This is a genomic window from Parashewanella hymeniacidonis (assembly GCF_016900895.1).
GTDB lineage: Bacteria > Pseudomonadota > Gammaproteobacteria > Enterobacterales > Shewanellaceae > Parashewanella > Parashewanella hymeniacidonis.
Genome location: NZ_JAFEUN010000012.1, coordinates 35,898 through 62,625, shown reverse-complemented (window position 1 = coordinate 62,625; position 26,728 = coordinate 35,898). Strand labels below are relative to the sequence as shown.

At 39.3% G+C, this 26,728-nt stretch carries 19 protein-coding genes; 12 read left to right on the top strand and 7 right to left on the bottom strand.

What is annotated here, in order from left to right:
- Positions 1-283: hypothetical protein (locus tag JQC92_RS04390; protein WP_204998507.1), on the top strand; the 283-nt coding region annotated here is incomplete at its 5' end.
- A gap of 432 nt (positions 284-715) precedes the next feature.
- Here the strand turns inward: JQC92_RS04390 and JQC92_RS04380 are convergent.
- The 7 genes from JQC92_RS04380 to dinG all read right to left on the bottom strand — a co-directional run bounded on the left by JQC92_RS04380 (position 716) and on the right by dinG (position 10,719).
- Positions 716-3,121, bottom strand: coding sequence for a S8 family serine peptidase (locus JQC92_RS04380; protein WP_204998505.1), 2,406 nt, complete (start codon positions 3,119-3,121; stop codon positions 716-718).
- Positions 3,122-3,689: 568 nt separating this feature from the next.
- Positions 3,690-5,522 carry a DUF885 domain-containing protein gene (locus tag JQC92_RS04375; protein WP_204998504.1) on the bottom strand — a complete coding sequence of 611 codons (1,833 nt, stop codon included), beginning with the start codon at positions 5,520-5,522 and terminating at the stop codon, positions 3,690-3,692.
- A gap of 99 nt (positions 5,523-5,621) precedes the next feature.
- Positions 5,622-6,527, bottom strand: a complete 906-nt coding sequence (locus tag JQC92_RS04370; RefSeq protein WP_204998503.1) for a histone deacetylase family protein — start codon at positions 6,525-6,527, stop codon at positions 5,622-5,624.
- Positions 6,524-7,192: a DUF2057 domain-containing protein gene (locus tag JQC92_RS04365; protein WP_204998502.1), complete on the bottom strand. Its 669-nt coding sequence runs from the start codon at positions 7,190-7,192 to the stop codon at positions 6,524-6,526. Before JQC92_RS04365 ends, JQC92_RS04370 begins: the two co-directional genes overlap by 4 nt.
- A gap of 11 nt (positions 7,193-7,203) precedes the next feature.
- Positions 7,204-7,866, bottom strand: coding sequence for a primosomal replication protein PriC (locus tag JQC92_RS04360; RefSeq protein ID WP_204998510.1), 663 nt, complete (start codon positions 7,864-7,866; stop codon positions 7,204-7,206).
- 5 nt (positions 7,867-7,871) lie between these two features.
- Positions 7,872-8,639, bottom strand: coding sequence for a sulfite exporter TauE/SafE family protein (locus JQC92_RS04355; protein ID WP_204998501.1), 768 nt, complete (start codon positions 8,637-8,639; stop codon positions 7,872-7,874).
- A gap of 7 nt (positions 8,640-8,646) precedes the next feature.
- Positions 8,647-10,719 carry an ATP-dependent DNA helicase DinG gene (gene dinG / locus JQC92_RS04350; RefSeq protein WP_204998500.1) on the bottom strand — a complete coding sequence of 691 codons (2,073 nt, stop codon included), beginning with the start codon at positions 10,717-10,719 and terminating at the stop codon, positions 8,647-8,649.
- 255 nt (positions 10,720-10,974) lie between these two features.
- Between dinG and JQC92_RS04345 the strand changes: the two genes are divergently transcribed.
- The 11 genes from JQC92_RS04345 to JQC92_RS04295 all read left to right on the top strand — a co-directional run bounded on the left by JQC92_RS04345 (position 10,975) and on the right by JQC92_RS04295 (position 26,550).
- Complete coding sequence (locus JQC92_RS04345) at positions 10,975-13,326, top strand: DNA polymerase II (RefSeq protein ID WP_204998499.1); 2,352 nt, start codon at positions 10,975-10,977, stop codon at positions 13,324-13,326.
- A 124-nt stretch (positions 13,327-13,450) separates the two neighbouring features.
- Positions 13,451-14,629: a porin gene (locus tag JQC92_RS04340; protein WP_204998498.1), complete on the top strand. Its 1,179-nt coding sequence runs from the start codon at positions 13,451-13,453 to the stop codon at positions 14,627-14,629.
- A gap of 405 nt (positions 14,630-15,034) precedes the next feature.
- Complete coding sequence (locus tag JQC92_RS04335; RefSeq protein WP_204998497.1) at positions 15,035-17,884, top strand: TonB-dependent receptor domain-containing protein; 2,850 nt, start codon at positions 15,035-15,037, stop codon at positions 17,882-17,884.
- Between the two features lie 233 nt (positions 17,885-18,117).
- Positions 18,118-20,985 (top strand): TonB-dependent receptor plug domain-containing protein, encoded by a 2,868-nt coding sequence (locus tag JQC92_RS04330; protein WP_204998496.1) that lies wholly within the window; start codon positions 18,118-18,120, stop codon positions 20,983-20,985.
- A 59-nt stretch (positions 20,986-21,044) separates the two neighbouring features.
- Entirely contained in the window at positions 21,045-21,311 is a 267-nt protein-coding gene (locus JQC92_RS04325) for a hypothetical protein (protein WP_204998495.1), read from the top strand.
- Between the two features lie 288 nt (positions 21,312-21,599).
- Positions 21,600-22,382, top strand: a complete 783-nt coding sequence (locus JQC92_RS04320) for a DUF3450 domain-containing protein (protein WP_204998494.1) — start codon at positions 21,600-21,602, stop codon at positions 22,380-22,382.
- Positions 22,382-23,737 carry a MotA/TolQ/ExbB proton channel family protein gene (locus tag JQC92_RS04315; protein ID WP_204998493.1) on the top strand — a complete coding sequence of 452 codons (1,356 nt, stop codon included), beginning with the start codon at positions 22,382-22,384 and terminating at the stop codon, positions 23,735-23,737. Before JQC92_RS04320 ends, JQC92_RS04315 begins: the two co-directional genes overlap by 1 nt.
- Positions 23,737-24,264 carry a MotA/TolQ/ExbB proton channel family protein gene (locus JQC92_RS04310; protein WP_204998492.1) on the top strand — a complete coding sequence of 176 codons (528 nt, stop codon included), beginning with the start codon at positions 23,737-23,739 and terminating at the stop codon, positions 24,262-24,264. The genes JQC92_RS04315 and JQC92_RS04310 overlap by 1 nt, the downstream gene beginning before the upstream one ends.
- Before the next feature lie 13 nt (positions 24,265-24,277).
- Positions 24,278-24,682 carry an ExbD/TolR family protein gene (locus JQC92_RS04305; protein WP_204998491.1) on the top strand — a complete coding sequence of 135 codons (405 nt, stop codon included), beginning with the start codon at positions 24,278-24,280 and terminating at the stop codon, positions 24,680-24,682.
- 3 nt (positions 24,683-24,685) lie between these two features.
- Entirely contained in the window at positions 24,686-25,303 is a 618-nt protein-coding gene (locus JQC92_RS04300) for an energy transducer TonB (protein WP_204998490.1), read from the top strand.
- A 5-nt stretch (positions 25,304-25,308) separates the two neighbouring features.
- Entirely contained in the window at positions 25,309-26,550 is a 1,242-nt protein-coding gene (locus JQC92_RS04295) for a tetratricopeptide repeat protein (RefSeq protein ID WP_204998489.1), read from the top strand.
- The last annotated feature ends 178 nt before the right edge of the window (positions 26,551-26,728 follow it).

Below are 26,728 nucleotides of genomic sequence, written 5' to 3'. Positions count from 1 at the left end.
GGATGAGTGTGATACGTTGATGTTTAAAGTTGAGCAATTACTTCACTCAAGACACAGAGCCTCAAGTGCAATTGAAGGTTTTAACGCAACGTTGCGCTCTTATCTTTATGTGAGAAAAGGCGTTAATCAAGGTTTTTTAGAGTTGTTCAAGGCTTGGCATAATCTCAGAAAGAGACGTTGGGGTAGAAATCAGGGAACCTCAGCTTATGAAAAAATCACAGGTTGCAGAGTGAATGATTGGCTTACTGTGCTTGGTTTTGCTCCTTCTGGAAACGCTCACTAAAAACAAATTTGCTTTTGATATTTATCACCAGAGTTGGACTTCCTGCTCTGGCGAGCTCGCTTGTATTTGTGACTTTAGATCATATAGATCTGATCAGTCCCCTTAAGTGATATACCATCGCTTTTTTTTGTGCTGCAGCAAGCACCTTTTTTTCCTGATTTACGTTTGTGATTGGTAAACGGTGTAGGACTTTATAATGAGCAACATCAACGCAAAGATTAAGTCTATGTTCAATCAGGTTTTCAACGTCATTTGCCAGTGCGTAAAATGAAGTGAAAGTGAGGAGAAAGCAAAGTACATGTTTCATAAATTAAGGGTGAAAAAAAGGGCTACCTAATTACATGATAGCCCCTTCAACTTCAAGTTGGGAGAGTAAACATTACTTGTTATAGCCTTACCTCATGACAATGCTTCATAAAGTAAGGATATTCTTTACTGGAAACTCAGTGTCCAGCTATTGATTGTGCCGATATCACGACGTGCATTATCTACGGCTTTTAAAGTCCAAGTACCGGATGATTCAACACCTGAGAAGTCAGCAGTATACGTTTGAGTGATATCGTTTGAACCACCACCATCGTTAGCATGAAGAATGGCGAAGGCGCCTGTTGGGCTAACCAAACGAACTTCTAAATCACCAATGTATGTGTGACTGATATCTACCGCTACAGTAACTGAGCCTGAATCACCAGTACGAGTGACATTTATTGGGCTAGATACACCATCTGCACTATTATCTGGAATGCTGTAATTTCCATTATTGGTGTAAGATGCTGCACCACCTGGAGGTGTCGTTGAATTCTCAGTGAAATCAGCCTGTAGCTTCACACCACTGAAGGTAGAGTAAGCTCGAACCATTACATAATAAGTTCCAGATTGCACATCTGAGTCGCTTACAGGACAGCTTTCGTTATTACCGTTTTTCCAAGGGCGGCAATCATAGTCATTTGTCGTCGGTGCAGAGCCATACTTCACATATAAATCAGCATCACCATTACCACCGCTCATTACAATGCCAAGGTCAGTTGCGCCTGCTGGAACATCAAGCGTGTAGTGAAGTTCATCACCTGTACTTGCCTCAAGATTCATTTTAGCCACACCATTCTCAAGTTCAGAACCACCTGTACCTGGAACAGTTGGGCCATTACATGATGCATCAAGGTATTCTTTAGCAGCAACAGCATCGACTAAACCGAAACCTGTGCGATTATCACGACCAGCTACATCAACATCTTCTGCTGTTGCAGTAAGTGCGGCACGAACTTGAGCGCCAGTACACTGAGGGTGATAACTCCACACGAGTGTTGCGACACCAGCAACATGTGGTGTTGCCATTGAAGTACCATTGTAATACTCGTAATCTTCGCCAGCGGTTACATTTACGGCCGCAGTTTGCCCAACTTGGTTACGTAGTGCTAGACCCGTTGCACGATCGACTGAAACAGAAATATGTTGTTGTGCCGTATTTCTGTCGAGATCAAATGGGTTTTGTAGTCCTGGACGATCGGTATTACTGTAAACGATAGTTGCTCTTGCACCTGCATTTTCACAAGCTTCAACAGCATCATAATCTGGGTAAGACCCGCCGCCTTGGTTACCAACACGTTCTACAAGGCAGACTTTATTGAACATGTTGCCACAGCTGTAGTTTGAACCTAAAACAGAACATTCTGATAGTTCACCAGAGAAGCTGCCGTTAATTGGACTAGGGCCAAAACTTGTTCCTTGAGGTACGAGACGTGAATGGGGAACAATGCCGTCATCGAAATACGACTGACCATTGATTGTGATGTCAGCCAAACGACCTTCGCCAACAGAAACCGTCGATAGAATGGCTTCACCTGGACCTGAGATTTCAACTTGGTTGGTAAATTGTGAGAACTCAGCATGTTGTTTATTTCTGTCTACAGCGCCTACAGACATTACTGCATCGTAAGATGCTGGATAACTGTGATCGCTATTTCCATCATTACCTGCCGCTGCGATTAATAACACTCCGTTGTTTGCATGAGCCTGAAGTGCATTTCGTTCAGTGTTATTTGAGCCTGCTCCACCTAAGCTCATATTAACAACATTGGCTCCTGCATCAACACAGCGGTCAATAGCGCTGACCAAATCAGAAGAATAACCCCAACCACTAGAGTTAAATACTTTGATAACGTGAACATTGGCATTTTGATTTGGCATAACACCAACAACACCTTCATTGTTGTTGATGGCTGCTATAGTGCCTGCTACGTGTGTGCCGTGGGCATTATTTGAACCTGGGTCGTACCAATTACCAGTACCAGAGTTATTGGTTCCAGTAACTTGGTTGCCACTCAAGTCATTGTGATCAATGTCGTACCCAGAATCGATGATACAAACAGTACGGTTTCCAGTTTGAGAATCGTCTAAAGATGTTGCACCAACATAAGTTTGACCCCATGGTGTTGTTTCGGAAAGCAGACGGCGTGGACTATCTTCTTCAACAAGCTCTACGTCAACTCGGCTTCTTAATTTAAGTAACGCAGAGTCATTTAATTCTGCTGTATAACTTCTAGAACGACCAATTTGCTTCATTTGGCGAGCCTGAACACTGCTCATTGCTTTCATATGATTGGAGCGCTCAAATGATCTTGGGGACGCTGAAACTGAATTTGTTACGAATGAGTCGTTGGCTAGAAAAGAAGCCGATTCCGCATTGCGAAACTTAATGATGTATCGCTTTGGCAGCGGTGATTTTTGGCTAAACCCGTTATTTAATGGATTTACAGAATTTGCATTTGCAACTGTAGCGACTGCCATCGCTATAGCTGATAACCCCAATGCAACATTTTGCCTCGTTTTATTTTTCATGCGTGATTTCCCTATTATTTGGAATTCTCAATCTGTACTGAAGTGTTTTGCTTTCTCACTTCTGTGGTTATTTAGCAGCTTATAATTAGAATTGTTGTAAATTGATTTTGCTGCCGGCTTAAAAAAATAGAATGATAAACCTAAAATGTAAACAAAATGTAAAATTAGGTTTTTCTTAATTAGAAGCAGTTAAATCAGCAAAAAAACAAAAAGAGGAAAATGAAAAAAATGATGAGAAAACATAGGCTTTAACTGGGTTGTAGAGGTAGCCAGTAAAATAATTTATTGATTTCTTTTTGATTGTATATTTAATGCAATCATCAGGCTTGGTGGAATTAGTCTATTTAAAACAGATGGATGGGGATTTATGTTAAGTTTATATAACAAAAAGTAATTAATTATAACAGTTGTGGTTTATTTAGATGAGTAAACTGTAAATTTGAGGTTATGATGTTATTTTCTGTCGGTTTAGTGTCGTTAGTCAAAATATTGATTCATTAAATGATTGTAGTTACACACTAAAAATTAAGCGGCTCTCAACCTATTTTGGGTAAGAGCCATCCAATGGTTAGATACTTTGTTCCATATTTTTATCTTTAATCCAACCGTCAACAAGTCTTTCGAGGATAGACAGTGGAACAGGGCCATTCTTCAAAACAACATCATGAAATTCTGCAAGATCGAATTTATCGCCGAGTTGAGACTTGGCTTTTTCACGTAGTTCAAGGATTTTCATCATGCCAATTTTGTATGAGGTCGCTTGTCCGGGCATTACAATGTAGCGCTCAATTTCAGAAACAACATCACTTTGCGTCATACCTGTATTCGCTTTCATGTATTTAATTGCTTGTTCACGAGTCCAGCGTTTATGGTGGATACCTGTATCAACAACTAAGCGCACAGCTCTAAAGAGCTCAGCCTGTAAACGACCAATGTTATCCTCTGGTTTTTTCTGAAACCCTAACTCCCACGCTAACTGCTCGGCATACAATGCCCAGCCTTCGCTATAAGCGGTAAAACCGCCCATTTTTCTAATAAACGGTAACCCTTCGAGTTCTTGAGCGATTGCAATTTGGAAGTGGTGACCAGGTACACCCTCATGATAAGCCAGTGTTCTCATGCTATAAGTTGGTGTAGCTTTAATGTCGTAAAGGTTTGCAAAAAAACGTCCAGGTCGGCTGCCGTCTAGTGATGGTCCTTGATAATATGCACCAGGAGACGTTTTCTCTTTAAACTCAGGAATCCGAACGACTTCCATACCGGCTTTTGGTCGAATATTAAATGCATCATCAAGGTTCGCATTAATTTCGTCTAGAATCGTCTGGTAGTCAGCAAGGATTTGTTGGCGACCCTCATCAGTATCAGGGTAATAATATTTTTCATTGTCGGCCAAAACCTCAATCGCTTGGGTAAAGTTATCAGCATTGATATTGAGCTTTGTTAGCTCGCTAAGAATTTGACCTTGAATACGGTCGACTTCAGTTAAACCTAGACGATGGATATGTTCAGCTGAATAATCTGTTGTGGTAAAAAACTGCAGTGCTTTCTTATAAGCTTTATCGCCGTTCGGTAAATTCCAAAAGCCGTGATCGTTGCCTGTTTTAGGCTCTAGCTGTTCAAAATAGGTGATTAGCTGGTTGTAGGCCGGATGAATACTCTGTTTGATTGCTTGATGTGTCTGCTTCAGTACTCTTTGTTTTTCTTGATCTTCGATGTCACTGATCTTTTCGAGCTTTTCTTCTAAAGAGGCATAAAGAATATTCTCTTTGATAGGCTTATCGACAAAGTTTTGCATTTCTTCTAAAACACGTTCAACAACGAACTTTGGAGGTAAAATTCCTTTGTCCTCTCGGATTTTTAACCCTTCGATATTTTGAGAAAACTTGACAGGTAACTTATTCAAACGAGAGATATAGTTTTCTGCATCTTCGATGCTGTTAACTTGATGTTGAGCTTGCATGAAGCTTGGGAAACCGTTTTGCAGACCGAAGAGTTGATTTACTGGATAATTATGATGACGGTATTCATATGAAGAATTCACAAAATCTAGAAGATAAAGTGAGATCTCTTTACTCAATTTATCTGATTCATTGAGATCGTTATTATCATAATTGTTGAGCAATGTTTGAATGCGGTTCGCAGTAACAAACATTTTTTCTAGCTGTTGAGGTCTGTCGTCATCAAGTTCTGCGTTATGATTTGTAATGCCAACTGACTCTAGAAAACCTAAAGAAGTCAGTGTTTCTGGGCTATCAAAAGCGATTTTCATCATCTCTCTGTCAAGCAGAGAGCGCATCATGAATGGTTTATCTGCGTACCATTCATGAGCAGCAAAGCTGCCACCCAGTGCAATTGTTACTGCAACTGCAATACCGGTACCTTTTAGAATTTTTTTAATCATTGTTATCTCCAATCATGTTAAGTAAAAGTTAACACTTGTTGGTTTGGAGAATCAATATTGAAAAAGTAACAGATAATTACAGCGGTACGTTATGACCAACTAGCTAAAAACGTGGTTAGCAGCTTTAAATAATTGATAGTGTCGATTTACTAACTCAGGTCGATTTCTACTGTAGCCGCCACCTATAACGGCAGCAACTGGGATATCATTGTGTTTTGCTATTGAAAAAATATTTGTATCGCGTTGATAAATGCCATCATCACAGATATTTAAATATCCAAGATCGTCATCTTTATGGACATCAACACCAGCGTCGTAAATAATGAGGTCAGGCTGGTGAAGTCGAATTAGATACTCAAAGGTTTGAGAAACTGTTTCTAAATAGGGGAGGTTAGGCGTCTCTTTTTCAAGTTCAATATCGTAGTCAGAGTGCATTTTTCGAGCTGGGAAGTTCTTACCACAATGCAGAGAACAGGTAACAATACCTTCATGGTTTTGACCTAATGATGCCGTACCGTCACCTTGATGAACATCGCAATCAAAAATGAGAACGGTTGCCAAACCATATTTTTTTTGCATCTCCGTAGCGGCAAAGATTAAATCGTTGAATAAACAAAACCCGCTACCGAAGTCGTAGTGAGAGTGGTGATAACCGCCACTCAAATGTAATGCACAACCGTGCTCAAGAGCAAGTGATGCCGTTAGTCGAGTACCTGCAATAGAATGTAGTGTTCGCCTAATTAATCCTTTCGACCATGGAAAACCAATATGCCTCATCATTTTTGAATCGAGCGTGCCATTAATAAGTTCTTTAACATAATTTGGATCGTGAATGGCAAATAACTCTTCAGAGCAAATGGGGTCTGGAAAATGAAACTGCTCAGCTTTGGCGAATTTGCTTTCGAGCAGGTATTCATAAAGATCTTGATACTTGGTTGTTGGAAAACGATGATTGGGGGGTAACGCAAGCTCTGAATAACTTGCGTGATAGACATATGGGATCATTTTTTATTTTGTGTTTGCAGCCAGATTAAAAAATTTTGCCTTGATTCGGTATCGGCTTTGTTCCACCAATATTTCAGCATTGCTTCATTATCAACCGTTGTTTCGTCTTGTGCTGCGTTTGCTGCTGTATCCTCATTTGTAATCGCTTGAGTTGAAGCTTGAACTTTATGAACCGTTGTTTGTTGTACAGCATAGGCTTTAACGTCTTTACGGGCTTCGCCACCTAACATTTCACCAAGGAGAGAACCTTCATTAAATTGGGTGTTTTTGACTGAGTAAACCACTTTGCCATTATCGACTCTGCGAATCGTAATTTTTGGATTTTTGGCGTATTTGTCTGGGTCATCATTAAATTGAGAGCCTAAACCCGCCAGTTGATATTGGTTTAATCCATCCACAAAAATTGAAACAATAAAAGGGTGAGATTTGATATAGCCATGACTGCCTGTGATGTCATCTTCATAGAGGTCGTTAAAGCGCATGGCAACTTTATGTTCACCTTTAGCAAGCTTGATAGAAGATTTACGATTGAGTAATGAAGAATTTATTGGGTAACCATCAACAGCTAAAAATTCAAATTCACTTGGAATAGATAGCTGGCTGGCAAAGGCATTAGCTGTAAGTGAAAGTAACAGTAGTGATGAAACTGAAATCCATTTTCTCATACTCATTCTCATTAAAAGTCTTTTTTGTAATTTGGTCGCTCAAATAGTTGTATTCTATCTTCAATATAAGAGATAGCTTGCCTGCATTTGCCTAGTCGTTTGTGCATATCAAGAATCTCATGTTGTAACTTGAGTTTATCTCGAGCTAAACAGTTATCCAATTTCTGATTAGATTCTTGGATTTTTTCTTCAATTCTACTTGCCCAGTTCAAATGTTTATTCAGCTCAGCATAAAGCTGGTGACTGTTCTGCATTACATTACTGGCTATCCACTCAAAACCCGAGTCATTATGCTTTTTTTGCTGTCGTTTCAAATAACTGCTTCGGGCAGTAGAGCGTTTATGCCTTTCTGATTTTAAATCAATAGCTGTAGTGTTGAGAGCACGTTTAACGGCAGAGAATTGGTCTTGAATATGAAGGCAACTTGTTTCAATTGCGTCTTTATTTATACCCGCTTGTAAGCGTTTATCGAGCATATTGATGCTGTGTTTTATCTGATGAACACAAGCAATAAGCTTACCCCCATTTTGATGGAATAAACCAGAGTTGAAGCGGCCATTATTTTGCAACAACTTTTGTTCATTTTGTGCAAGATTGCTGTCGTGCTTCAGTACCTCTTGCTCAAGTCTACCTAGCTGTTCACGAAGTTTTATGATCAACTGCTGTTGATTGATACTCATTATAGCCAAGCGCTCCATGCTAAATGCAGTGACATAAACAATACCACAGTAATAAAAATAGGTTTAATAAATGGAGAGCCGAAACGAATCGCCACTCTTGCACCGATAAATGACCCAATCATCATAAACAAGCCCAGTACAATGCCGACAAGATAGTTCACTTCATCTAAAGCAATAAAGACCATTAATGCGGTTAAGTTACTGACCAGAGTCATGGACCTTGCTAAACCGCAGCTATTAAGAAGTGGAAGCCCATAAAATTTAGACGTTGATATTGTCCAAAATGCCCCGGCGCCAGGACCTGCAAAACCGTCATAGCCCCCTAAAGCAAGACCCATTAGCCATTGATGTAGCTTGTTTGGGCTTTTTTTAATCATTTTAGAATTTTGGGAACCTATCGCATTAGGGTTGATAAGAGAATAAACAGCAACAGCAATAATAATGATGGGGAGGATCTTTATTAACCATTCATTATCAATGGCTAGGACTAATGCACTACCTAACACCCCACCGACAAAGCTTGCAATTGCGGTGTGGTACCATAGTTTTGGGCTAAACAACTCTTGTTTGAAATAGGTCAATGATGAAGTAAATGAGCTGAAGCAAGCCGCAACTTTATTGGTACCCAAGGTTAAGTGAGGTGGAAGCCCTAAAGAAAGCAATGCTGGAATAGACAATAGCCCACCTCCGCCAACTACGGCGTCAATGAAGCCTGCACTGATCCCAACCAGCGCAAGCATAAACCAATGTCCGACTTCTAACATCATAAATAAATTACTCTACTACTCTACGAAATGGAGGTAAGGCATCCAATAGCGATTTTCCATACCTTTTAGTGATTAATCTTCTATCTAAAATGGTCACTCTGCCATAATCTTGTTCTTTTCTGAGAAGACGTCCGCAACTCTGAATTAATTTGCGTGATGCATCCGGAACAGTTAACTGTATAAAAGGATTGCCCCCTTTCAATTTAATGTATTCGGCATGTGCCTGTTCAACTGGTGAAGTAGGGACCGCAAAAGGCAGTTTTGTGACGATAAGATTCGTTAAATAGTCACCAGGTAAATCTAAACCTTCTGAGAAACTGCCGGTTCCAAAAATGATACTTGGTAGGTTATCATCGCAGAGTTGGTAGTGCTGTTTGAGCAGTTCTTGTCTTGGTTTTGTGCCTTGAACCAGCAAAGGTATTTTTAATTTACCTTCGATTAGTTCGATAACCTTGTCCATTTGCCAATAAGAGGCAAATAGAACCAGTGTCGCCATTTCACCTTCTACTAATTTAAGAATTTGCTCTGCTAATTCCTCTGTGTAGTCGTCCGCAGTAGGTTCAGTACGCATTTGAGGTAAAAACAATGTGGCATTGTTTTCATAATCAAATGGTGATTGTAATGCTAGGTAACGACTGCCATCGTTAAGTGATAGACCGACCTGATGACAAAAATGTTCAAATTTATTTAAAGCGCGTAATGTTGCACTACATAAAACGACACCTGCGGCTTTTTTCCAAAGCATTGTTTCTAGCATAAAGCCAACTTCGATAGGCGAGGCTTGGAACAAGTAATCTGATTTTTTTCCAGAAATTAATTCAGCCCAACGAGCAGAGGGAGCACCCTTCGGACTGTCCTCTTTAGCTATGGCTTTCCAAAGCTTGGCAACCGACTCAAGGCGTTGCAACATAAAACCAGCTTCAGTGAGGAGTTGTTCTGCCAGGTGCTTAGGAATTTCCCCGTCTTTAATCGACTCACTTAAAATAGACTGAATTTTATTAAATTGTTTTAGAGCTTGATTTGACTCTGTTGCTAAATTTTCAGCAGGAATTTTAAGCGTTTCTGGTATTTGTCCATGCTCAAAGCGCCAGCGAGACTCGGGATTATTGAAAAACTTAAGTTGCGCATCACAAAAGTGGCCCACTTGGTTGAGCACTCTGACCATATCTGCAATATGATCTTGTAAATTCTGAGATGGCGAGATTACTTGGTCACTGCTAATTTGGCTCTGCAGTTTAGCCACCGTTTTATTAAATTTTTCTAGCCAGTCTACGGTGCTACGAATCGTTGATTGAGCACTTGAAAAATCTCTTGCAACATTAGGAAGGTGATGTGCTTCATCAATGACATAAAATACATCTTCAGGATCAGGCAGAATTACACCACCGCCCAGCTCTAAGTCGGCAAATAGCAGACTGTGATTAACGATGAGAACATCCCAAGAGTCGACTTCTTCTCTAGCACTGTGAAACGGACATAATCTATGAGCGGCTAACGTTCGATGGCAGCTGTGTTTGTCAGATGAAATTTGTTGCCACATATGATCAGGTAAATCGACAGTTAATGTATCAATTTCACCATTCCACTTGCCTTCATGGTAATCACGAAGCAGCCTTTGCAATATTTCAATTTGGTGTTGATCTGGCTTGGTCTGCCACATGGCCATTTGAGTACCATTATCTTCGCCAATCAGCATTTCTAACTTAGATAAACAAACGTAGCGTTGACGGCCTTTCACCAAACCAAATTTAAAGTTGAGCTCAGATTGTGCCAAAAAGAAAGGTAAATCTTTATGGAGTAGTTGCTCCTGAAGCGCCACCGTTGCCGTAGCAATACACACTTTTTTCTTTTGTGCTAAAGCCAGTGGGATCGTGCCGAGCAAATAAGATAATGATTTACCAATACCTGTTCCAGCTTCGACCACAATAATTCGACGATCCTTATCATATTCGCCCGCGAGTGTTTTCGAGATCTCTGCCACCATATAATTCTGCTCCCTGCGAGAGACAAAATTGGGAAGTGCAGCTGCAATACCTTTATAGATAGTGCGTATTTGTGTTTTGACCTTATCTGCGAGCATGATTATGTTTGTAGCTTCCTTATAAGTGTGCTGTATATAATAACAGTTTTATATAGCTGCATGGAATGACAATTAATTATAGATAATTGAATGTTTAGAGCTTTTAGTTAGGGAATAAAGCGAATTCAGTGGAATAGAGGTTAAGTTCATTTATTCAAGTTAATGTGGCATGGCATTCCATTAAGTAAGGTTTATCACCCCAGAATTGAGTTAATTATCTAACTGGTTGTATTGCATGTATTTAAAGGGGGTTAAATGTCTTCATCATTAACGACAGTTTCAGGACAAGTATTAACACGTAGAATTAATAAGCTTCGTGGGCAGCATTTTATTGAATACTTTGTTGCTACGTCTTCAGGTCCTGTTTTAGTTCGAGTTGATGATGCAAACTGGGTATGTTTCTGTAAGACAAATGACTTTTCTAAGTTATTCAATCTTGATATCGAAAATAGTTATGTATCCAAGTCTCTTCCATTGAAAGATTTTAATGGAGATGAAGTTACTGCTATTTATACTGAGACTCGGCAGGAACAAGCCAAAGTTAAAGATATTGCTGAAAGACTGAATATTCCGCTGTATGAAACGGGAATTAAGCCTGAACACCGTTACTTATGCGAGCGTGAAATTGCCTTTGATGCTGAGTTTTTAGGCCATGATATTCACTCACCAAGTACTGGCATTAAACAATTTCGAGCTCAAAGAGTGCGCCCAATCCAAGCCTCTAAAAATTATCCTCTTAAAAGCATCTCGTTAGACTTCGAGTGCAGTCCGCAGAGTGAGCTTTATTCTGTGGGGTTGTACGCCGAAGGCTATCAAAAAGTCATTATGGTAGGTAAAGCGCAAGTCAAGTCACCTGAATACGTTGAATGGGTGCTCGATGAACGAGAGCTCATAGTAAAACTGATTTCTTGGTTTCAAGACTATGACCCTGACATTGTTATCGGTTGGGCGGTGATCACATTTGATTTAGCATTACTTTACAAACGAGCACTGGTTCATAGCTTACCTTTAACCATCGGTAGAGCGTCTTCTAAGTTGAGCTGGAAAGTTGAGGGTAAATATAGACCTGAAACATTGTCATTGCCGGGGCGAGTTGTATTGGATGGTATTGATTGGTTAAAAGCCGCTTTTTATAAATTCGAAAGCTTCTCATTAGAAAACGTCTCAAGAGAATTACTGCATGAAGGTAAGGCTATCGATGATGTTAAAGGACGAGGGACCAAAATTGCAGATATGTTTGAACATGACAAATTATCTTTAGCTCATTATAACCTAACGGATTGTAGGCTCGTTTGGGACATTTTTGAAAAAACTGATTTATGGAACTTTGCTATCGCACGAAGCCAATTGACGGGTTTAGAGTTAGGTAGGACAGCAGCTTCGGTTGCGGCGTTTAACAACTTATATTTTCCAAAATTACATAAAGCGGGTTATGTCGCACCTCAATCAGCGGTTAGCGATGGCTTAGAGTCACCCGGCGGCTACGTAATGGATTCGATTCCTGGTTTGTATAACAACGTATTGGTGCTCGATTTCAAAAGTTTGTACCCCAATATTATCCGAACTTTTTTAATTGATCCAAAGGGGTTAGTTGAAGGGTTAAAGGAGGCAGACAATTCGGTTGCTGGATTTTTAGGGGCAAAATTCAGTAGGAAGAGGCCAATATTGCCGCAGTTAATTGCAAATCTATCAGAACAACGTGAAATTGCAAAACAAGAAAAAAATGCGCCTTTATCACATGCCATCAAAATTATAATGAATTCGATGTATGGCGTGTTAGGTACACCAAGCTGTGTGTTCCATGATGCAAAGCTCGCAAGCTCTATCACTATGCGTGGTCACGAGTTGATGAAGCAGACAAAGCAATGGATTGAAGAGTTAGGTCATACAGTGATTTATGGTGATACGGATTCTACATTTGTCTGGGCTGGTGATCATGAAAATCCAGATGCATTGGGGGGAGAGCTTGCTGAGCTAATTAATAAAAAATGGAAAAATAAGCTGTTAGAAGAATATGGCCTAGAGAGTTATTTAGAGCTTGAATTTGAAACTCATTTTGATCAGTTCCATATGCCAACATTGAGAGGCTCTGAACTCGGAAGTAAAAAACGGTACGTCGGCACAAAGAAAACAAAAGAAGAAATAGAAATTGTATTTAAGGGAATGGAAAACGTTAGAAATGATTGGAGTAAACTCGCAAAACGTATTCAGTTTGAGCTTTATCAACGCCTATTTCTAGGTCAAAAGTTAGGGCGGTATTTGAGCCAACAAATCGAAATGCTTAAATCTGGAAAATTAGATAATGAACTCGTGTTTAAGAGAAAGTTAAGCCGAAATGTTGAAGAATATACGGCTAAATCCTCACCACATGTCAGAGTCGCTAATCAATTGTTTAAACATACTTCTGATACTAAATTCTTAAAGCGTGGTGCAACCATAAAGTACGTGAACACTCTACAGGGGCCGCAGTCCATTTCGTATCGAAATGCTGAAATTGACTACGACTATTATATAGAAAAACAAATTATTCCGATTGCTGAATCATTGTTTGATATAACGGGTGAAAACCTCAATTCGGCGTCGACTGGACAATTGTCAATGTTTTAAAGCATTAACTATCTTTAATTCATTTTAGCTTGTACTAACCTACTGATTTAGGTTAATTAATAGTTGGCTGGAAGTACTTTAAAACAAAAAGGAGAAATATAACGAATCAAATAAGGTGAGAAGAATGAAGCAAGCCGCAATAATCGCGACAGCCGTTATGGCCATTTTACATCCAATTTCTGCATCCGCGGTATCCCTCTTAAAAGACAAGAATAATACAATTGATGGCAAAGGCATTTTTGGCGTTGCTGTCGTTAATACCAATAATGAAACCCATTTAGTCAGTGCTGGTTCAAGAGTGCATCTTGATGCAACACACAAATTAAAAGACGATTTAACTATATTTGGTACGTTCGAGTGGGGAGTGAATATTGTTGGTGATAACCAAATTGCATTCAATAACGATAGCTTAGTAGAAAAACAGAACAGTGACTTTTTCTATAACAGAGAAAGCTATGTTGGATTCAAGAGCCCCAAGTATGGCAGTTTGGCATTCGGTAAACTATATGGAGCCTGGTTTGATGTCGTACAAGATACTGACAACGGAGCCGTATGGGATGGTAACGCCGCAGGTTCGAATACTTACTTAAGCGATGGTAATGTTAATGGTGTTGGAAGAGCTGAACAAGCGATTCAATATCGCAATCAGTTTGGCGGCCTGAGTGTTGCATTACAAATGCAAGTTATGAACGACAAGTTTTCAATGGCTGACTTAAATCCATTTCCATTCTCACATAATATGAATTCACCAGTAGAAAAGTACTCTGTTGAATATGGGAATACTTATGGTGTCGGCTTACGGTACAAGTTGAACCCATTATTTACCATAACAGCAGGGTATAACCGTGGAGAGTTTGATCTAACGAATCAAAAAGGCGCATCAATAAATAAAGTTGATGATATCTATGGGGGAGGAGTGGTATTTGGTAATTGGCTTAAACCGGGATTTTTTGCAGCAGCCAACTACAGTATTGGCCACAATCACGATGTCGATAACATTGGCAGGCTCTTACCGGAAACTAAAGGGTTAGAATCTTCATTTTCATATCTTTTTGATAACAATTTCAGAGTCTATGTTCAATATGACGACTATAACGCTGGGCAAGAATATCAACGCGCTTACCACGGTGATAATTTTGAACGTAAAAATGTTATCACAAGTTTACAATATCAATATGATCAACAATTGTTGATTTATGTTGAGAACCGAACTGACTTAAGTGACTTCAAAGGCAAGCATGAACAAGCTATGTCTGTTTATGATGATGATGGTGTTGCAGCAGGGTTTAAATATATCTTTTAAATTAGTGGTTATAGCACAGATAATACTATTAATGACTCCTGCACAGTTAGGAGTCATCGTTACCGGAATTTACTAGCTCTATGAAAGCGCCTCCAATTCTATCAAACCAACAATTATTTCTTAAGCTCTGAAAAGCCTTTTGTGACTGAATTTTATAAACGAGAGCTTTGGATATTGTATTCATTTATCCCTGCGAATGTCGATAAATAAAACTCAAAAAACATTGTTTAGTTTAATAACCAAATATTTTGTTTGGTAATGTTGAATAAATGTTTCAAATGTGATTTTATTGCCATATTCAATGAAAACATATGTTAAATATGTGTTTTATGTTGAGATAGCAATCTAAGTATTTTCATTTAGATTGATTATAAAAAAGACATAAAATGTCCAGGGAGATAGACAATGCTTTATAAGAATTTACTAGCTAGATCAGTTAAATTCGCACTGATTGGTGGAGCAGCTACTGCTGCGCTTTCTGCACCAGTATTTGCTGCCGAAGAAGAGGGAAATGTTGAACGAGTTGAAGTCACTGGTTCACGAATTTATCGTGAAGGTGTTGAATCTCCAAGTCCTGTGACGGTAATTTCAGGAAAAGACTTAGTTAATTCAGGGGCTTTAAATATTGGAGAAGTATTGAATGAACTTCCAGCGCTAGCGACGACATATTCTCTGGCCAACTCTGGTCGATTCATCGGTACTGCAGGTTTAAATATTCTTGACCTAAGAAATATGGGCACAGACAGAACACTTGTCCTAGTTGATGGTAAGCGACATGTATCAAGTGCTGCGGGTTCAGCATCTGTTGATACAAATACAATTCCTAGTGTTTGGATTGACCGAGTCGAAATTATCACTGGTGGTGCTTCAGCTGTTTATGGTGCAGATGCTGTTACTGGTGTAGTTAACTTTATATTAAAAGACAATATTGAAGGGCTAGATGTTAGCTTTACGCGAGGTGACGCAGCTGATAACCCATATGCAAACGGTAAATATACTTTTTCTTATGGTACAAATTTTGACGAAGATAAAGGTAATATAGCTTTTGCTGTTGAATATGCAGAACAAGATCAACTATGGGCCTCTGATAGAGATATTACTAACGTATCTATCAGGAGCTTAGCAAATCCTGCACAAAATGCTGACAATAAAGATGACCCTAACTTCCCTGATAAAATTACATATGAAAATGCGGGATTATGGTCTATTACAAATGCTGGTACAGTGTACGGTGGTGCTGGAGTAGGTTATACATTTGACCCAGATGGTTCGTTCAGATCTCAAAATTTAGGAAGCCAAATCGATGGAATTTCTTGTCTTAATTGTGAGTATTTGAATTTAAGGGATTTTACAGAATTACAGCCTGAATTTGATAGAGTAAGCTTTAACCTAAAAGGACAACATGAATATGCAGAAGATCATGAAGTCTACTTTAGTGGGAAATATGTAAAAGTTGAAGCAAAAGACGAAGGACAAGCATCATTTTTCCATTTTGATGGTCGAAATTCGATAAAAAGAGATAACCCATTCGTTCATAGTACGCTCGCCGATTTTATGGATGAAAATGAGCTTTCCTCTATTAGAATCAATAGAATGAACACAGATTTTGGTGTTCGTATTGAAGAAGATGAACGTATAACAAAGCGTTTTGTTTTAGGCGCTAAGGGTTATATGAATGAAGATTGGGGTTATGATGTTTCTTATGTTTGGGGAGCAACAGATCACATTCGCACAAACTTAAATAACTTAGTTTACGAAAATTACTTTAATGCACTTGATGCAGTTCGCGATGCAAATGGAGATATCGTTTGTCGTGATGAAGATGCGCGTGCAGCAGGCTGTGTACCAATTAACATTATGGGCTATGGTGCTCCGTCTCAGGCAGCCGCCAATTATGTAAATACTACATCCGTAGGTTCTAGCCGAGTAGAACAAAATGTATTTAGTGCGTCAATTTCTAATAGTTCTTTATATGAACTTCCAGCAGGTGATATTGGATTAGCTGCTGGGGTTGAATACAGAGAGGAAAAAAGCGTAACTAAAGAACCTTCGAATGCTACTGAAGGTGCGACTTTCTTTAACTCATTAGGTGAGGATGAAGGTAGTTTTAATGTAAAAGAAGCTTTCGTGGAGATTTCTGTTCCTTTACTAGCTGATATGCCTGCTGTTGAGATGTTGAATTTAGATACCGCAGTTCGATTTGCAGATTATAGTTCTGTAGGAAATGCAACAAGTTGGAAAGTAGGGTTAGATTGGCAAGTTGGTTTCGGCCTTAAATTCCGCAGTACATATTCTGAAGCTTTGAGAGCTCCAAATATTGGTGAATTGTTTGGCGCAGAAAGTGAAACATTCTATAACATTGATGATGCCTGTAAAACTAGTGAATTAGATGATTTACAAAATGCAGAAACTCGTCGAGCGAATTGTGCTGCTTTAGGTGTACCAGTTGGATTTGATTCTGACTACGATGCAGCAAGTGTACGTGGTTTGCAAACAGGTAACTTAGAACTTAAAGAAGAAAAGAGTGAAAGTTTAACAATTGGTGCTGTTTACTCTCCTGAATTCATTGATGATGCTTCTATTACTATTGATTATTGGAAGATTGAGTTAACTGATGCAATTTCTGCAGTTGGTTCTCAAGATATTGTTGATCGCTGTGTAGATTCAGAAACTGGTATTGATAATATTTATTGTAGTCGAATCACTCGTGACTCAAGTGGTGAAATTACATTAATCCGCAATAGTGTGTTAAACCTTGCGGGTCAAGAAGCTTCTGGTATTGATTTTGAGATAGCTCATAGTTTTGACCTCATGGGTGGAGACTTTTCTGCGAATTTACTTGGTACTTATTTAATTGAAAGAAAGACGTATGCTTTCCAGGAAGATCCGTCAGACTTTACTGAAAATGCGGGTACGACAGGTGAGGCTAAATGGCAAGCAAATCTTTCTTTGGCTTATTCAAAAGACAGCTGGGTAGGAACTTGGAAAACTCGTTATATTGATCGTGTTAGTTTATACACTGAACAAGAGTTAGAGGATAACCCGAATCCAAATAACCTTCTCGAATTCCCTAGCTATTTCGTAACGGATGTCACAGCTGGCTATAACTTTGACAGCGGTGTTAGTTTCAGAGTTGGTATTGATAATTTGTTTGATAAAGATTTACCTTTTGGTACAACAGGTACAGGTGCTGGTTCAGCTTCATATGATGGAATCGGTCGCTTCTACTACGCAACTATTTCTTATTCAATGTAGTAATTACTTTCATTAAAAAAAACCAGCCGTATGGCTGGTTTTTTTTAGTTTTAAGTTCATTTATGATTGATTGATGTAAATTATATTATCAATATGTTGATAATATGTTTCATATGTGATTTTATTGCATTATTCATCACCTTTAAGTAACAAATGTTGCATTTAGGGTTGAAATAACTGCCAATAATAATGGCAGCACAACAAAAGACATAATATGTCCAGGGAGATAAAGAATGTTTAAAAATGAGAGACTAGTGAAGTCTATTCGTTTAGCTTTACTTAGCGGGGCTGCAACAGCAGCTATATCAATTCCTACTTCTTTTGCAGCGGAAAGTGAAGAAGAAGGTGTAGAGCGTATTTCAGTCACAGGTTCTCGAATTCAACGAGCTGAATTTGATTCTGCAAGTCCAATTTCAAGTTTTGATGCTTCTGATATTTCAAGAACAGGTGCTACAAGTGTTGATGAGTTTTTAAAATATATTCCGGCTACTTCTGGTTTTCAACTCGGTGCAACAACGAACAATGGTAACGATGGTGCTAAAAAAATTGACGTTCGTGGCCTTGGTTTTAATAGAACACTCGTTCTCGTTAATGGTAAAAGAACCATTGGAGATGTAAATGGTGATGGTGCTGTTGATTTAAACCAAATTCCTCTTGCGATGGTTAAGCGCATCGATGTTCTTAAAGATGGTGCTTCTACAATTTATGGTACGGATGCTATCGCTGGTGTAGTGAACATTATTCTTCAAGATGATTTTGAAGGAGTTAAGTTCAATGCTAGTTATGGCGCAGGAATGAATGAGTTTGACGCTAAACAGAAAACATTCTCAGTACTAATGGGCACTGCTAGCGAAAAAGGTAAGTTAAATGTTGCGATTGAATATAACTCCCAAGAAGAGTTAAAACAGGAGCAAAGGGCTTGGGCTCATGATGCACTTTTCTCTGGTCCAATAGAAGATGAGAATGGAAATATTGTTGGCTTCAAGGCTAACCCGAGCGGAAGCTCAAACTCAAGAACGATTAGATTAAATCGAGCTCAGCGAGATGCTATTGTAGCTGCCGGTGGCCCTGATACAGGTAACTGGATAGTAGATGCAACAACTGGAGAAGTACGTCCATTTGTTGCGGCAACAGATGTTTATAATTACGCCCCAGTTAACGCATTGATTACACCAAATGATCGTTATCAATTCGCTTTGAATGGCTCTTATGATATATCAGAGACAACAACAGTCTATATGGATGGCCTCTATACACATCGTACCTCTCATCAGCGATTGGCGCCTGACGCATCTTTCGGTAGAGGAGATGACCAGATAGTATGGGGTAATACGAATAACCCATTTAACTCTGCAGATTCCAATCCATGGGGAGTTGATTTTTCTTCAGGTAGCTTAGCTGACGCTCAAGCTAGTAGAGATGATTTGCAAGGTGTATGGATTAACCGTCGTTTTACTGAGTCAGGTGGACGATTATTTACGCAATCAGCCAACACTTACCGCATGCTGGCTGGTATAAAGGGCGAGTTGAGCGAAGGCGTTTTCTGGGATATCTCATATACTCATGCATATAATGAACAATTAGATAATACTAAAAACTATCACCGAAAAGATCGTTGGCAAACTATCGTTAATGCAGAGTCGTGTGCTGCAGACCCAGATTGTGCAGCAGTAGGTGAATTAGATCCATTTGCTGACTTTGGTGCAATTTCAGATGAGCAAATGGCGTACTTGAGTGCTAATTCAATCAAAGATTATAGTAAAGGGCAGATGCGTCATTTAATTGCGACGTTATCAGGTGACGAACTTCCAAATATGGAATTACCTGGCGGCTCTATTGGATGGGCTGTAGGTTATGAATATCGCAAAGAGAATGGTGAGTTTATTCCTGATGAGTTTGCAGCTGAAGGACTAACAACTGGCGGTGCAAGTGATCCTCAAATCGGCTCTTTTAATGTTTCTGAATTTTACGCTGAAACATACCTCCCTATCCATGATACATTCAGCATAGAAGCTGCTGTTCGTTATTCCGATTATAGGAATAATAAGGATGAGAATTACGACTCTACGAATTATAAGATTGGTTTAGATTGGCGTCCAATTGAAGAATTGAAAATTCGTGGTGGCTATTCAACAGGTTTCCGAGCTCCAAACATTTCAGAAATGAATCAAAGTGACTCAACTGGATTCCCTCAAGTTGATACTCTTTGTGAATTTGCTCAGTTAAGAAATGACTTGTCTACTAACCAGCGTGCTAATTGTGATACTGATGGTTACACGGGGGAATTAGGTTTCGCATGGCAGCCTGGTTATACAACAAAAGCTCCAGAGAAGCCTTTGGAACCTGAAGAGTCAGTAACAATTAACTTAGGTGTTGTTTACAATATTCCTACTTTTGAAAGCTTTAATGTAAGTTTAGATTACTGGAGTATTGAGATTGATAACTTGATTGGTGCTACACCTTATCAATTACTTTATAACAGTTGTATGGATTCAGAAGGATACACGGCAACTTCATGTTCAGCATTTGTAACTACTAATGGAAACCCTCTCGACGGCGGTCTTCCAGCAGATGCGACGTTTGCTTTTGGTAATGTAGGTGAACTAGATTCATCAGGGCTTGACTTTGAAGCTGACTTTTCTTCAGATGTAGATTGGGGCTTTGCCAATTCTTTCGGTGTACGTTTAAGTGGTACTTATTACATATCTCGTGAAGAGAATTGGGTAGAATTAGGCTTAAAGCGTGAGATGGTCGGTAATGCATATACATTTAATGTATATCCAGAATGGAAAGTCACTACTTCATTTAACATCTCAGGTGATGACTGGAATGCTAATTGGGATATTCGCTATATTAGTGAAACAACAGATGCTCTAAGACCTAATGAAATTAGCTATGACAATGTTGCTGATTCAGTTTTCTATCATGATATTAGTGGTAACTACTCATTTACTAATAATATTGATGTAAGTATTGGTATTAGTAATTTGTTCAATAAAGAAGCTCCCCTTTATCATAGTGGCTTTAATGCTAATACTGCACCAGGAACTTACGATACTATAGGTCGTAAATTATTCGCTAGTGTAAGTGTAAGTTTTTAATACTTAAATTAAAAAGCCAGCTATCTAGCTGGCTTTTTTTCATTAGAAAAGGAGTTAATATGGGTGTGACTAAAAGATTATCGATTTTAAGCATAGCTATGTTTCTCACTGCATGTAATTCTACGTCGAACGCTAAGAATGAACCAAGTGAGCAACAATTGTCTGTACTGAAATCGATGGGCTATAAATGTAAGAGAGAGAAGTCTGTTCATTCGAGAATTGCAAAAAAACGATGTACAACAAGTTTGCAAAGAGAAAAAGATCAAACTTCAGCTAATAAGTTGCTGAGAGAATATAAAGCTGGTGGCTCATCAGAAAACCAATAAAATTATCAATCGCTCTTTTTTGTTTGGAGCATTACTTCCCTTCAAATGCCTTGTTCAACCCAGCCACTACAACAAAAGTAGAATAGTCGAATACATATATTGACACCCGCCAACGTTTTGTGGAATCATGCCCTCGGGTCTATGCCAAAGAACGCATAGAAAAGGGAAAATAAAAACAATCACAAAAGAAAGATGTACTTACGTGATTGAAGGTTGCTTCTAGTTGAAGTAATGCTTCATTGACAGTAAGTTAACACTTTTTAATTCACTTCAAATTGGTTGGGAACTATGTCCAAGGTAAGCAATAGAACGAAAATCGCTACTGCTATGGTTGGTTTGTTTGCACTAGCAAGCAGCAACCTAGTAGCCGCTGATCCTCTTTCTGACGCTCAAAAAGCAGACGGAAAAATCTTTACTGAAGCAAAAGCTTCACAAGCAAAAGTAAATAAATATTTTGACCAAGCACAGGACATGCTAATTGAGTATGACCAAGTTGCAGGTGAGCGTGAGTCATTGAAAGCATACAATGACTACGTAGCAAAATTAGTTGCAGACCAAGAAACAACAATGCGCAGCATTCAAGCTGACATCGATGGTGTTGATACACTTCGTCAAGGTGTTGTACCGCTAATGTTTAAAATGGTTGATTCTCTAGATAACTTTATCAAGCTTGACCTTCCATTTAACATGAAAGTACGTACAGATCGTGTTAAAAATCTTAAAAACCTCCTTGATTCTGCTGAAGTTACTCTGGCTGAAAAATTCCGTCTTATTCTTGATGCGTACAGCATCGAGCGTGAATACGGTGTAAGTACTAATGCCTATGAAGCTAAACTAAACCTAGATGGAAAAGAAGTATTAGTTGATATGCTTCAGTTCGGTCGTATCGCTCTAGTAGCTGAAAGCTTAGATCAAAAGCAAGCATGGCGTTATAACAAAGAAACTAAGACGTGGGATGCGTTAGATGATGGTTATATCCGTCAAGTAACAAAAGCCATCCGTCAGGCACGTGGCCAAGCTGCACCTGATATGTTTGCTCTACCAATCCCTGCTGCGGAGGCTGCTCAATAATGAAAAAGTTAATTACATCTGCACTATTAGCAGCTACCTTTTCGCTATCAGCAGGCATGGCAATTGCTGCGGATGCACCAACTTCGGTTGATCAGCTGCTTAAGCAAGTTCAAACTGACCGTGCTGCAAAAGGCAAAGTAAATAAAAAGCGCGAAGCTGAATTCCGCGCAGAACGCGCTGATAAAACTTCACTTGTGAAGCGTGAGAAACGTGCTCTTGCAAATGAAAAGCAACGTGGTAAAGATTTAAACCAACGCTTTCTAGATAACGAGCGTAAAACTGCACAGTTAGAAGCTGACCTAATCACAGCTCAAGGTGACTTGGGTGAGATGTTTGGTGTTGTTAAAGGTGAAGCCGGTGATTTTGCTGGTAAACTTGGTTCTTCAAACATTACAGCTCAGTATCCTGGCCGCGAAAAGTTTATCGCAGAATTGGGTGCTCGTAAGCAGCTACCAAAAATCAACGAGCTAGAAAAGTTTTGGGAAGCACAGCTTTTCGAAATGGTTCAGCAAGGTAAAATTGTTAGCTTTAATGCCGACGTGACCAGCATCGATGGTAACGTTAAAAACACTAAAGTAACACGTGTTGGTCCATTTAACTTATTAGCTGACGATCAGTATGTTGTTTATAACGACTCTTTAGGTCTGATTCAGCAATTAGGTCAACAACCAGGTAGTGAGCAAGAGTCAAGTGTTAAAAACTTCTTAGGCACTACTTCTGGTTTTGCAAAATTATTTGTTGACCCTGCTCGTGGCACACTTTTGAATGTTTTCACTCAGAAAGCATCAATTGAAGACCGTATCGAAGCGGGTGGCCCAATTGGTTACATCATCATTGGTCTTCTTGTTGTTGGTGCGCTAATTTCACTATTCAAATTAGTAACACTGTATAGCACTGGCGCTAAAGTTAAGGCTCAACGTAAGAATCTTGAAAATCCAGGTAACAACCCATTAGGTCGCGTACTTAAGGCTTACCACGATAACAAGAATGCTGATGTTGAAACACTTGAGCTGAAACTTGATGAAGCAATTCTAAAAGAAACGCCGAGCTTAGAAAGTGGTATTTCAATCATCAAAGTATTCGCTGCTATCGCACCTATGATGGGTCTATTAGGTACAGTAACGGGTATGATTGCCACATTCCAAACAATTCAGTTATTTGGTACGAGTGACCCTAAACTGATGGCTGGTGGTATTTCAATGGCATTGATTACAACGGTACAAGGTTTGATTGCTGCACTACCTCTAATGCTTTTACATGCAATTGTTACTGCTAAGAGTAAATCTGTAGTTCAAATTATTGAAGAGCAGAGTGCAGGTCTTGTTGCCGAGCACGCTGAGAAGAGGGCTGACTAATGATGCTATTCCTGATGGACGTCTGGGATTCCGTCAGGGGCTTCATGGCCGCCGGAGGCGATGTCCTTTGGTTGGTTGCGGGCGTACTATTTCTAATGTGGGTGTTAATGCTTGAGCGCTACTGGTATCTAAATTGGGTATCACCAGCGAAACATAAAGCAGTAATCCAAGCTTGGGAAAAGAGAGAGGATTCTACCTCTTGGTACGCACATCGCATTCGTGAAGCTTGGGTATCCCAAGCCAAACAAGAACTACATGCGGGAATGCTTATCATCAAAACACTGGTCGCAGTATGTCCAATGATTGGTCTACTGGGTACAGTAACCGGGATGATTACAGTATTCGATGTGATGGCAGTACATGGTACGGGTAACGCTCGTATGATGGCAGCTGGTATTTCTATGGCAACCATGCCAACAATGGCAGGAATGGTTGCAGCGTTATCGGGTGTGTTCTTTAGCACACGTTTAGACGCAAAAATGAAAATCAGCATCGAGAAGCTAAAAGATAGCTTGCCACACCATTAGAGAGAGATTGAATATGGCACGTAAAAAGCATTCAAGCGTTGAGGATGAAGCGCAAATTGATATGACTCCGATGCTCGACATCGTATTTATCATGCTGATTTTCTTCATCGTGACAACATCATTTATCAAGCCTTCTGGTCTTGATTATGAAAAACCTGAAGCGAGTTCGGCTCCGAAACAACCTTCTTCTAACATCTTTATTGGTGTAAGCAAGACGGGCGTGGTTAAAATGGAAAACCGTAACGTCGATATCGAACGTGTGGCAGCAAACGTTGAGCGTATGCTGGCAGAAACACCTGATGCAGCTGTGATGATCGAGGCTGATAAAGCCGCAGAACATGGCATTGTTGTTAAGATTCTTGACAGTGTTAAGAAAGCGGGTGTTGACAAAGTGTTTGTATCAGCAGGGAAGGATTAATATATGTTCAGAGGAATAGTATCAGTCATAATTGGTGGTGCTGTTACCTTTGCCCTGTTTGTCTTCATGGCATTCTTAGTTGGTGGTGGCGCAGGCCGCCACACTGAGAAAGTGGAATCTCCACAGATTCAGATCAGCATGGAGCGTCAGGACGCATCGGTACAGGAAAAGCAAAGGGTTAAACCTAAGCCACCTACTCCGCCTGAGCAGCCACCTAAACCAGAGTTACCACCACCTGACACGTCGTCAAGCATTGACACGAGTTTAAACTTTAACCCAAATGGTGTGAATACTAGTGCATCACGTGGTGGCTTTAAACTTGGCAATATGATGACACGTGACGGTGATGTAACTCCGATTGTTCGTACAGCACTTGAATATCCGCCACAAGCGCAACGTGATGGTAAAGAAGGTTATGTAGTACTAAGCTTCTCTATTAACACATCTGGTGGTGTAGAGGACATAAAGGTTATCGAGGCGAAACCAAAGCGTATTTTTAACAAATCAGCTCGCCGTACTCTACGTAAGTGGAAGTACAAACCGCAAATTGTTGATGGTAAGCCTAAAAAGCGTACTGGTTTGAAAATTCGCTTAGACTTTACATTGAACCAAGGGAAATAACAGAAATGGCAAAATTAAATAAATTTGCAGCTGCTGTTATGCTTTCTTTTGGTGCGATGGCAGTGGCAACAACAACCGTTGCTGCTGAGAAATGTCCGATTGAAACGCGTAAAAACCAAGCAGTTGGTCAGTCAGCGGGTAAGAAGATTCAACGTTCTTATAAAGCTTATACTGAAGGTAATATTGATGAAGCCTTAGCGATACTTCTTGAAGTAGACGCTAAAAAGGATTTCGATAAAGCCTCAGTAGCTAGAATGTTGGGTAACTTTTACGCTGATAAAAATCAACTCGATAAAGCATATGTTCAATTAAAGCAAGCGGCAGATTTAGATGTCCTTGGCGGTACTGAACATGCGGATACCTTGAAACTTGTTGGTATTATTGCTGTTCAAACTGAAAAGTTTAAAGAAGGCATTAAGTACTTTAACAAATGGTTAGCTTTTAGCTGTAAAGAAGACGCTGATATTTATCGTTTATTGGCTGCTTCATATTCTCAAATTAAAGATTGGGATAATGCGCTAAAAACAGCTGATAAAGGGATTAAAGCTTCTGAAAAGCCAAATAAGAACTTTTATAACATAAAAGTTAACGCATACTACAACAAGAAACAGTTGAAGAATGCGGTAAAAGTACTGGAAACGGCTGTTCAGTTATTCCCTAGTGATCCTTCTTTTTGGAAACAGTTAGCTCAGTTTTATCTAGCAACTGAAAACTACAAGAAATCACTTCAGACTTATGATTTAGCTTATAAAGCTGGTTTTATTGAATCTAAATCTGATATCACTAAGCTTTCTCAGTTGATGTCTCAAGAAGCTCCGTATCATGCGGCTAAGCTTTTTGAGAAGCATATGAAATCTGGTGTGATTGAAAAAAATGAAGCTAATATAAAAATGTTAGCGGGTTTTTATCAAGGTGCAAAAGATTTTAGAACTGCTGCGAAGTACTTCGGTCAGGCTGCTGATATTACTAAAGATGCAAGTCTTTATATGAAGCAAGGTCAACTGTTGACTATTGTTCAGCGCTATTCAGATGCAATCAAAGCATTTAATACTGCGCTTAAATCAGGTTTAAAAGCAAAAGGCAAAGCTCACTTTGAACTTGCTAATGCTTACTTAGGTTTAAAGCAATATAAACGTGCTTATAACAATGCTAAGTTGGCCACAAGTGATAAACAAGTTGGTAAGCATGCTAAATCTTTGATTCCTTATATTAAAGAAAAAGCTAGAATCAACAACATCACTCTATAAGCTGATTTAAATAAAGCTCAGAGTTATCGAGTTACAAAAAGCCAGTCAAGTTAATGACTGGCTTTTTTTATGTGCATACAAAGCTTTTAAACATTTTTCATACCTCTCCTCAGTTTTATATTTCTAAATGTAGAATTATTTAAGTGTATTTATTTGTATATTTATTGTTTTTCAATGA